Raw genomic sequence first — 10,297 nt, forward strand, 5'->3', positions numbered from 1 at the left:
CAGCAGCGGATGCCGGTGTTGGCGGCCCGGAAGGTCCGCACGCGCTCGGACTCGATCGCGCAGCGCATCGTGAACGAGTTGCTGAACCACGACCCGCCGCGGCGCTGGCACTGCTGCTCGAAGTCCTCGGTCATCGGCTCCATGGCGCAGGCGGCGGTCCACTCCCAGACGTTGCCGCTCATGTCGAAGATGTCCGCGACGCCGCCCTCGCAGCCGCTGAGGCTGCCGACCTCGCTGACGGCGCCCAGGGCGAGGTCCTCGCCGTTGCAGGCCGTGCCGCTGTAGGTGTCGCCGTAGGGGTAGGTGAACACGCCGCCGTTGGAGCAGGCCCGGTACCACTCGTTGTTGCTGGCGGTCGAGTCTTCGATGGTGCCCGCTTCGCCGCCGTCGAGGCCGCACAGGTGCTTGCCCTGCCAGCGGCAGTAGGCCTCGGCGTCGCACCAGTCGACGCCGGTGACGGGGTTTTGGCCGCTGCCCTGGAGCTGGTCGTCCCAGATCTCGGGCTCGAACTCCTCGGGGGTGCCGACCTTCCAAAAGCACTCGGGGGCGAGGAAGCCGAGCATGTCGAACTCGACGTCGAGGAACAGGCTGTAGTCGTCGACGGTGGCCTCGGTCGCGTCGATGCCGTGGATGCCGGCGATGTCGACGACCGCGGTGTCCGGGCAGGTACCGCAGCCCGGGGTGCCGCACTGGCCGGTGCAGGGCTCAAAGGGGCCGGTCTCCGTGGACTCCTCGGTCGTGTCCTCGGTGGTGTCCTCGGTGCCCGTCTCGCCGGTGGTGTCGGTCTCGCCGGTGTCGGTCTCCTCGGTGGTGGTGTCGGTCTCGGTGGTGTCGGTCTCGGTGGTGTCGGTCTCGGTCTCGGTCGTGTCCGTCTCGGACTCCGTGGACTCGGTCGACTCCTCCGTGGACTCGGTCGACTCCTCCGTGGACTCGGTCGACTCCTCCGTGGACTCGGTCTCGGTGTCCGTGTCCTCTCCGACCTCGTCGTTGGACTCGACGAGGTCGTCACCGCAGCCCACGGGGCCGAGGCAGATCAGGGCGAGGCTCAGGCTGAGTAGCGTAGTGTTTTGCAAGTTCATGGTCCTGTTCCGCAGCTTCCGTTAGGGACTTTCGGCCATAGCGACGCCCCTGTCCATCTTCTTCACCGTCTCGGGCGAGGCGGGCGAGGGGCTCACTCGATCTCGAGGGTCCCCTCCATGATCAGGTTGGCCTCGTCCTGCGGCAAGAACAGCAAAGATAGAGACAAGCGGGTGATCGCGTCGCGGAGGGCGAAGGGGAGCTGCTCGGCCGCTTCGGCCTCTCGGGCCGCGGCCGCCTTCTCGACGGGGATGGCCACGAGTGATCCTGCTCCCTTGACCAGGAGCTGCACGAGGCTGGGTCGGCTCGGGAGCAGACGCAGGGGATAGTCCTTGGCCTTGTAGGTGGGCTCGCCGCTGCGCTCGCGGACCTCGTCGAGGGCCTCGCGGAGCCCGCCAAACTCGTCGATGAGGCCGATGTCCTTGGCCCGCTTGCCCGACCACACGTGGCCGCGCCCGACCTCGTTGATGGCCTCCTTGGTCATGCCCCGACCACCGGACACGCGGCTCAGGAACAGGTCGTAGGTCTGCTCGATGCCCTTTTGCTGGCGCTCGAGCTGTTCGGGTGACCAGGGCTGCCAGATGGCGTTGGCGTCGATCGCCGGGCTGCCGCGCTCGATCCGGTCGACGTTCACGCCGAGCATGTCGAGGAGGCCGGACACGTCGTAGTGCATGTAGACCACGCCGATCGAGCCGGTGATGGTCAGGGGCTCGGCGAAGATGGTGTCGGCGCCCACGGGCACGTAGTAGCCGCCGCTCGCGGCGACGTCCGACATGGACACGACGATGGGCGGGGAGCCCTTTTTGTCCTTCTCCCAGGCCTCGCGGGTGAGCGCGACCTCGCGCCACATCACCTCGCTGGCGAAGGCCGAGCCGCCGCCGCTGTCGACCCGGAGCACGATGCCCTTGCACGCCGAGTCCCCCCGGAGCGCGCGGATCGTGTCGGCGACGGTGTCGCCCCCGGTGAACTTGATGTCGAGGATGGGGATGGTCCGGCTCTTGCCGCCGATGATCGTGCCCTCGAGCAGGACGACGGCGTAGTAGGGGGACTCGCTCCAGGTCTCGCGCTCGGGGGTGGTGGGCGCGAAGCGGCGCAGGCTCACGACCACGCCGCCGCTCTCGTCGAGCTGCTCGCCGAGGGTCTCGAGGACCTCGTCGCGGTGGGTGATGGCGTCGGCGAAGCCGGCGTCGACGGCTTCCTGGGGCCCCAGGGGCGACTCGAAGATGGTGTCCGCGACGGCGCTGATCGACATGCCCCGGGCCTGGGCGATGTCGTAGAGCACGGTGTCCCAGGTGTCGTCGAGCAGGGCGGTGCGCTGCTCTCGGTCGTAGTCGCTGCGGCTCGAGCGGGTGAAGGACTCGTGGGCGCTCTTGTACTCGTCGATGTGGACGGACTGAACCTGGACGCCGATCTTGGCGAGGGCGTCCTTGTAGAACAGCCGCCGCGCGCCCAGGCCGACCGTGGCAAAGCGGCCGGCCGGGTGGACGTAGACCTTCTCGGCGACGCTGGCGATCCAGTAGTCGCGGGTGTTGGGCTGCTCGGCGTAGGCGTAGACGTGGCCGCCGGCGTCCCGGACCCGGCGCAGGGCGTCGCGCAGCTCCTGGCCCGCGGCCCAGCCCATGCCGAAGCCGTCGGCCTTGATCAGCAAGATGCTCCGCTCGCCTGCGGCCTCGGCCCGCTCGAGCCGGCGCAAGGTCGCGATCAGCGTGCGCTGGTTGCCGATGCTCTTCAGCTCGATGGCCTCGGCGTCGACGGGGCGGACCCACACGGCCCGGCCCTGGCGCTTGGTCGAGAAGCGGGCGCGGTAGGCCACGCCGTCGACCCCCGAGCCCAGGCCCGAGTGCACGCCGACGCCGACCGAGCCGTAGTCCCAGGCCAGGGCCATGGACACGCCGCCGCGCAGGGCCGCGGTCTCGTCGAGGATCGCCAGGCTGTTCTCGTCGAGGATGTCGACCTGGACGCGCTGGACCTCGCCGGCGATCTCGAGGCCCTGGTAGCGCACGGCGAGGCGGCCGTAGGGCAGCAGGTCGTGGTCGGCGTCGAAGTTGGAGAAGCCGCGGCCCTGGCTCTGGTCGGTGCGGGTCATCACGCCGCCGGCGAGCTCGAGCCAGCGCGTGCCCAGGGGGCGGATCGCCAGCTCGCCGCCGAGGTCGAGGACCGGGCGGTAGGTCGCGTCGCGCAGGTCCGTGGGCCCGAGGCGGGCGACGGCGCCGAAGCTGGCGTAGTTGGTCATGCGCAAGGTCGCGCCCAGGTCGAGCTGAGGTACGCGCAGGCGCTGGCCGTCGCGGCGCACCCCGTGCACGCCGACGCCGACGCTGCCCCACTCGCCGTCGCCAGCGGCCAGGCCGAAGCTGACCTTGGTCATGGGCCGGTTGTGGGCCCCGTCGGCGTCGAACTGCTCGCCGCCGAAGCCGGGCTCGAGGGCCTGGACGCCGAAGCCGAGGGCCAGGCCCAGGCCGAGGTTGAGGGACGCGAAGGCGCCGAAGCCCGTGCCGCGGGCGAAGTCGTAGACGGTCTGGTAGCCCAGCAGGGTCAGGTCGAAGCCCTCGACGGAGTTGAGCTGTGCGGGGTTGAGCTCGAGGCTGCTCGAGTCGCCCTCGCCGGACAGGTCGTGGATGGGCCGGTCGACGCCGTCGCCGAGCTCGCGGTGCTGGGCCACGGGATCGGCGGCCGCGGCCGTCGCCGGCAAACTCAGCGCGAGGGCGAGGCCCGCCAGGCCCGTCACGAACTTGCGTGGATGATGGAACAGAGCGGTCACTGCATCGCCTCCTCGGGGATCTCGTCGACGATCGCCAGCAAATGTCGCACGTCGACGATGCGCAGGCTCTCGTCCCAGGGCACGGTCAGCCCGCGGGTCTTGGCGAACAACACCTTGGCGCCCAGGGGCACGCCGCTGACGTTCTCGCCGAGGGTGCCGGTCGGCGCGTCGTCGTCGTCGTCGTCGTCATCGTCGAGCTCGTAGTTGACCTTGGGCATGGTCCGCGCGACCTCCACGACCTCCCCGAGCAGGGCCTGACGGGTGTTCTCCTTGGCGCCCTCGGGCAGGAAGAGCCCGGACTCGAGGCGGTCGGGGTCCTTGATGATGCGCACGAGCACCCGCGGGCCGAGAGGCTGCACGTGGCGCGTGATCTTTGGGGGAGGGGGCGGCGGTTCGCGGCGCGAGTCGTCCGAGGACATCCGCGCCATTACAAGCTGGTTCTGCGCCAAACACCAGCCGGGGCGCAGCGGGACAATTGGGGGGCAGGGAGGACCGTGCACGACACTTCGCGTCGGGTGCGCCCCCTGGCGCACCGGACCTCGGGTCTGCTAGACGCGGGTCGGGTACGCCATGGCTGCAGACGACGACTTTCGCCACGAATCGGTCCAAGACCGGGAATCCATCGTCAAGTACCTGCGGGCCGTGACCGCGGGGATCGAGAAGGGTCACATCGAGCTCGGCGCGGCGGACCACCTGCTGAGCCTCGAGCCCGAGGGCATGCTCGAGCTCCAGGTCCGGGCCAAGCGCAAGGGCGGCAAGGTCAAGCTGGCCATCAAGGTTGGTTGGCGCGAGCGCGACGAGGCCGACGCCGACGCCCTGACCATCAAGGTCGACTGACGAGCGGAGCCTTCGCCATGACCACCAGCAGCGAAGCCATCGCCGTCACCGGCGTGCGCGAAAATTTCAAGTTCCTGATCCTCGAGGTCACCAAGCTGCTCGAGGACACGCAGCGGGTGCTCGTCGATCCTCGCCCCGAGGTCATCGCCAAGATCGCCGCCCGCGACGACTACGTCGACAACCTCAAGAGCATGATCGAGAACAAGTGTTTTCGGCTGCTGACCAACGAGGAGCTCGACGTGGGCACCGTCGACCTGATCCGCGCGATCAACACGGCGACCAACAACCTCGAGCGCATCGCCGACTTCGGGGTCAACATCGTCGGTCAGCTCGGCTACCTCGCCGAGCTCGAGGTCCTGCACGGCTTCGACCCCGACCCCTTCTTCGCCACGATCTTCGAGGCGCTGCGCATGGTCGAGGCGGCGCTGTTTCGCCGGGACATGTCCAAGGCCCTGCAGATCTGCCGCGCCGAGCTCGAGGTCGACGAGCTCTACGCCGCGGTGTTCAAGCGGATCATGGACGACCTGCGCCACGGCGACACGCCCGAGGACCTGGTCACGACCCTGTTCATCTACCGCTACCTCGAGCGCACCGGCGACTCGCTGCTCAACATCGGCGAGGCGGCGATCTTCGCCACCGTCGGCGAGAAGCTCAAGGTCAGCGAGTTCCAGGCCCTCGAGGAGACCCTGGCCAACTCCGAGGTCGAGCTCGACCTGAGCGAGGTCGACTTCGAGGGCATCTGGGAGACGCGCTCGGGCAGCCGCATCGGCATGGTCCACCCTCAAAAGGGCGGCCGCTCCGTGGTGTTCAAGGAGGGGCGGACCAAGAAGGTGGTCGAGGAGAAGGAGGCGCTCGAGCGCTGGGAGCAGCTCGAGCCCGGCCTGCCCCCGCGCATCTTCGGCTTCCACGACCACGGGCCCAAGGCCTCGCTGCTGCTCGAGTTCCTGCGCGGCGACACCTTCCAGCGGATCATGCTCGACACCGACGCGCGGGTGTGCGGGACGGCCTTCAACATGGTCACGAAGACCATCGAGCGGGTGTGGACGCGGACCCTCGAGGCCGTGCCCTGCCGGCCCAACTTCATGCGCCAGGTGTCCAGCCGCCTGCCCGACGTGTTCAAGGTCCACCCCGAGTTCCGCAGCCCGGCGACGCGCATCGACGACCTGCACATCGCGCCCTTCGAGGATCTGCTGCGCGAGGCTCGGGGCCTCGACGCCGAGCTCGTCGCGCCCTTTAGGGTGCTCATCCACGGCGACTTCAACACCGACAACTTGATCCTCAACCTGCCCCAGCGGCGGGTCCACCTCATCGATCTGCACCGCTCGCGGCCCTTCGACTACCTCCAGGACGTGTCGGTGTTCATCGTGTCCAACTACCGGCTCAACGTGTTCGACGCCGGCCCGCGCCGCCGCCTCGACGCGGTCAGCAAGGCCTTCTTCCGCTTCGCCCAGGGCTTCGCCCGGGCCCACGGCGACGCGAGCTTCGAGGCCCGGCTGGCCCTGGGCCTGGCCCGCTCGCTGCTGACCTCGACCCGCTTCGTCATGGACCCCGAGTTCTCGGCGTCGATGATGCTGCGCTCGCGCTACCTGCTCGAGCGCCTGCTGGGCTACCGCGCCGAAGTCCGGGCCAAGGCCGGCCTCGGCGAGGGCCCCCTGACGCCCGAGCGCTGGGCCGACTTCCACCTCGACGAGTCCACCCTCGTCCCCTGAGCTCCCCGCCCCGAGCACCTCTCTCCCAGGAACCTCCCAGGAACCCCCATGAACCAAGTACAGCTCCGCATTGGCGTCATCGGCATCGCCGACGGCTGGTCCACCGAGCGCATGCTCGACGCGCTCGAGCAGCGCACGGGCTTTCGTCGGCTGATCGAGATGCAGGACGTGGCCTTCGACTTCGAGCACGGCCGCCTGGTCCACGAGGGCTTCGACCTGAGCGAGCTCGACGGCGTGGTCGTCAAGAAGATCGCCAAGGAGTACAGCCCCGACGCCCTCGACCGCGTCGAGCTGATCCGCGCCCTCGAGGGCAGCGGGGTGCGGGTGTTCTCCCGGCCCGAGTCGATGTACGCCCTCATCGACCGCCTCTCGGGCACGGTCAGGCTGCGCCAGGGCGGCATCCCCATGCCGCCCACGGTGGTCACCGAGAGCCTCGACGAGGGCGAGGCCGCGGTCCGGCGCCTGGGCGCGGTGATGGGCAAGCCGCTGTACACCTCCAAGGCCCGCGGCATGGAGGTGATGCGGGCCGAGGATCCCGAGCTGCGCGCCAAGCTCGAGCAGTTCAAGGCCGCCAACCCGGTCATGTACCTGCAGCAGCTCGTCGACATCCCCGGCCGCGACCTCGGGGTCGTGTTCCTCGGCGGGGAGTACCTGGCGACCTACGCCCGGGTGTCGCGCAGCGGCTCGGGCATCACCTCGACCAGCCAGGGCGGCAAGTACGAGGCCCACGAGCCCAGCGCCGAGATCATCGAGCTCGCGCGCAAGGCCCAGGCCCTCTACGACCTCGACTTCACCTGCGTCGACGTGGTCGAGACCGCGGACGGCCCCAAGGTCTTCGAGGTCTCGGCCTTCGGCGGCTTCCGGGGCCTGCTCGAGGCCTGCAAGCTCGACGCGGCGGCCAAGTACGCCGACTACGCTATCGCCACCATCCAGGCCGCGCGCGCGGGAGGTGTCCAGTGAGCGGGCCCGAGCACGTCGATCGGGCCGGCGAGCGGGCGCCCGGCGAGGAGCTGGTGACCCACCCGACCTCGGGGCCGCGGCGCGTCCAGTCCATCGCGGCGACCATCGCCGAGCTGCGCGGGGAGTTCGCCCGTCCGCACCGCGCGGGCTGGGACTTCGACGGCTTCAAGGTCGTCCTCGACACCAACGCGCCGGCGCTGATCACCGAGCTGCAGGGCTACTTCGAGGGCTTCCGGACCCTCGAGGGCGCGGCCCTCGACGACGCCGAGGCCACGCGGATCACCGCCATCGAGGCCGTCCCGCCCAACCTCGGGGCCGAGGCGATGATGCGCATCGGCGAGTACAAGCCCAGCGTCAAGGGCCCCAAGGAGGCGTCCATCGACCTCGACGACGGCCGCGTGGTCCACAAGCTGCGGACCGGGATGTGGTTCCTGTTTGGCGCCGAGCACCTGGCCATCGGGCCGTGCCTGGCCAACCCCAACCAGGTCATCAATTTCATCAACAACCGGATGATCCAGTGGTCCCTGGCTGGCGGATCGCTGCTCGGGCACGCCTCGGCCGTGGCCTTGCGCGACCCGAGCGCGGCCGAGGGCGCGTGGCCGCGGGTGATCGCGATCGCGGCCTTCTCGGGCATGGGCAAGTCGACCCTCGCCCTCAACCTGATGAACGATCGGCGCCTGGACTTCCTCAGCAACGACCGGATCATGATTCGGCCGCGGACCGCCGAGCAGCGGGCCGCCGGCGTCGCGCCGGTCATCGAGGGCGTGCCCAAGCACCCGCGCATCAACCCGGGCACGATCCTCAACAACGCCGCGCTCGGGCCGATCCTGACCCAGGAGGAGCGCCAGCGCTTCTCGGCCCTGCCCATCGACGAGCTGTGGCAGCTCGAGCACAAGTTCGACGGCTGCATCCCCCAGTGCTTCCCGGGCCAGCGCTTTTGGCTGCACGGCGAGCTCGCGGGCGTGGTCCTGCTCAACTGGCGCCGCGACGGCAGCCCGACCCGGCCCCAGCGCGTCGACGTGGCCGAGCGCCGCGACCTGCTGCCCGCGCTCATGAAGGCGCCCGGTGCCTTCTACCTGGAGAGCCCAGGACAGGCGCCGAGCCGCGAGCAGGACGCCTACATCGAGGCCCTGGCCGGGGTCCCGGTGCTCGAGCTGGCTGGCGGCATCGACTTCGAGCGGGGCCGCAACGCCGCCCTCGAGCTCCTGGGCCTCTAGTATCCTATGATCTAGGGATCTTGGGCCGGTCGGCCCGAGCCGAGACCCGCCCCACCATGCCCGACTCCCGCACCGTCGACATCCCGGCTGACCGCCAGTGCCGCATCACCTTGACCCAGAGCCGGGTGGTGCCGGACCCCATCCGCCTGGCCCGCTACCTGCGGGCGCCGGAGATCGGGCCGACCGTGCTGTTCTTCTCGGGCGGCTCGGCGCTGCGCAAGACCAGCCGGGTGCTGACCGAGTACACCCACAACTCGGTCCACCTGATCACGCCCTTCGACTCGGGCGGGAGCTCGGCCAAGCTGCGCGAGGCCTTCCCGATGATCTCCGTCGGCGACCTGCGCAACCGGCTGATGGCCCTGGCGGACACGGCCCTGCTCGGCAACCCCGAGGTCTACCGCCTGTTCAACACCCGCTTCGCCAAGGACGAGAGCCAGACCGAGCTGCGCCGGCTGCTCTCGACCATGGCCGCAGGCGTCGACCCCCTGGTCGCGGCCGTGCCCGAGCCGCTGCGCACGCTGATCCGCAACCACCTGGGCTTCTTCATCGAGCGCATGCCGCTGACCTTCGACCTGCGCGGGGCGAGCGTGGGCAACCTGATCCTCGCGGGCGGCTACCTCAACAACAACCGCGACATCGACGCGGTCATCTTCCTGTTCTCCAAGCTGGTCGCGGTGCGCGGCGTGGTCCGGCCCGTGGTCGACAGCAACCTGCACTTGTCGGCGGAGCTGGCCGACGGCACCGTGGTCGTGGGCCAGCACCAGATCACGCGCCCCGAGAGCCCCCTGTCCGCGCCGATCCGCGAGCTGCGCTTGACGGAGGCCGCCGACGGCTCCGAGGGCCTGGCCGAGGCCCACATCGACGAGCGCACCGCCGAGCTCATCGACGAGGCCGAGCTGATCTGCTTCCCGATCGGCAGCTTCTTCACCTCGGTCATGGCCTGCCTGCTGCCCGCCGGCGTGGGCCGTGCCGTGGCGCGGGCGGGCTGCCCCAAGGTCTACGTGCCCAACTGCGGCGAGGACCCGGAGGAGGCCGGGCTGGCACCCCACGACCAGGTCCGGCTGATCCTCGAGCAGCTGCGCCGCGACGCCGGGGAGGACACGCCCACGGAGCTGCTCTTGCACTTCGTGCTCGTCGACAGCGATCGCGGGGAGTACGTCGGGGGGCTGGACGTCGACGCCATCGAGGCCCACGGGGTCGAGGTCATCGACACGGCGCTGGTGTCCGAGGCGACCGCCCCGCTGATCGAGCCGCGCCGCCTGGTCGACTTGCTGCTGTCTCTGGTTTGATCGGGCTGGTTGCTCTGCTTGGTCTGACCTGGCGTCCTCACCGAGTGGGGGGCGATCCGCGGGGCCGAGGTCACGCCCGTCCGAGCGTCGGGGTTTGGCTGTCTCAACGGGTGGGGCCGCGTGCGCCGCGGGAGCGAAGCTGCGAGCACGGCGCGGCCCGAGGTCCGCGTCGTGTTCTTTGGTACAGCGATTCGAATCGTTGCTGTACCCACAAATTGAATGCCTACTGTAATTGTCGTCGAATCCTGTCCCGCAATGCCCCAGGTAGCGTTTGGCGCAGTGTAATGTTGCACTGTTACTAAACCAACTTGGGCTTTGAGCACAGCTCTGCTACGTTCATGAGGTCGGCAGAGGGCGATGGCGGATACGGGAAAAAACCCGGCCAAAGCGGGGCGTTCGGTGAGCGTCCAGGGCTTGGGACGGGGCTTGGGAGGGCCGGCAGGGCTGCTG

At 69.7% G+C, this 10,297-nt stretch carries 8 protein-coding genes; 5 read left to right on the forward strand and 3 right to left on the reverse strand.

Annotated elements, in window-relative coordinates; genetic code table 11:
• The 3 genes from PPSIR1_RS45335 to PPSIR1_RS40290 all read right to left on the reverse strand — a co-directional run.
• A partial coding sequence (locus tag PPSIR1_RS45335) for a formylglycine-generating enzyme family protein (protein ID WP_006977092.1) occupies positions 1 to 1,079 on the reverse strand: 1,079 nt, incomplete at its 3' end.
• A gap of 92 nt (positions 1,080 to 1,171) precedes the next feature.
• A complete protein-coding gene (locus tag PPSIR1_RS40285) occupies positions 1,172 to 3,835 on the reverse strand; it encodes a S49 family peptidase (RefSeq protein ID WP_006977093.1) in 2,664 nt (887 codons plus the stop codon).
• Entirely contained in the window at positions 3,832 to 4,194 is a 363-nt protein-coding gene (locus PPSIR1_RS40290; protein WP_006977094.1) for a hypothetical protein, read from the reverse strand. The genes PPSIR1_RS40285 and PPSIR1_RS40290 overlap by 4 nt, the downstream gene beginning before the upstream one ends.
• Positions 4,195 to 4,405: 211 nt before the next feature.
• On the opposite strand from PPSIR1_RS40290, the gene PPSIR1_RS40295 reads away from it, so the two are divergent.
• From PPSIR1_RS40295 to PPSIR1_RS40315, 5 genes are read left to right on the forward strand one after another with little or no spacing between them, the layout of a single operon-like run.
• Entirely contained in the window at positions 4,406 to 4,672 is a 267-nt protein-coding gene (locus tag PPSIR1_RS40295; protein ID WP_006977095.1) for an amphi-Trp domain-containing protein, read from the forward strand.
• Between the two features lie 17 nt (positions 4,673 to 4,689).
• On the forward strand, positions 4,690 to 6,381 hold the full coding sequence (locus PPSIR1_RS40300; protein ID WP_006977096.1) for a PhoU domain-containing protein: 1,692 nt from the start codon (positions 4,690 to 4,692) through the stop codon (positions 6,379 to 6,381).
• Positions 6,382 to 6,429: 48 nt separating this feature from the next.
• On the forward strand, positions 6,430 to 7,341 hold the full coding sequence (locus PPSIR1_RS40305; protein WP_006977097.1) for a GAK system ATP-grasp enzyme: 912 nt from the start codon (positions 6,430 to 6,432) through the stop codon (positions 7,339 to 7,341).
• Positions 7,338 to 8,558 (forward strand): HprK-related kinase B, encoded by a 1,221-nt coding sequence (locus PPSIR1_RS40310; RefSeq protein ID WP_006977098.1) that lies wholly within the window; start codon positions 7,338 to 7,340, stop codon positions 8,556 to 8,558. Before PPSIR1_RS40305 ends, PPSIR1_RS40310 begins: the two co-directional genes overlap by 4 nt.
• A gap of 56 nt (positions 8,559 to 8,614) precedes the next feature.
• Positions 8,615 to 9,847 carry a GAK system CofD-like protein gene (locus tag PPSIR1_RS40315; RefSeq protein WP_045117719.1) on the forward strand — a complete coding sequence of 411 codons (1,233 nt, stop codon included), beginning with the start codon at positions 8,615 to 8,617 and terminating at the stop codon, positions 9,845 to 9,847.
• The last annotated feature ends 450 nt before the right edge of the window (positions 9,848 to 10,297 follow it).

Origin of the sequence: Plesiocystis pacifica SIR-1 (genome assembly GCF_000170895.1) — a bacterium.
In the GTDB taxonomy this organism is placed as follows: Bacteria; Myxococcota_A; Polyangia; order Nannocystales; family Nannocystaceae; genus Plesiocystis; species Plesiocystis pacifica.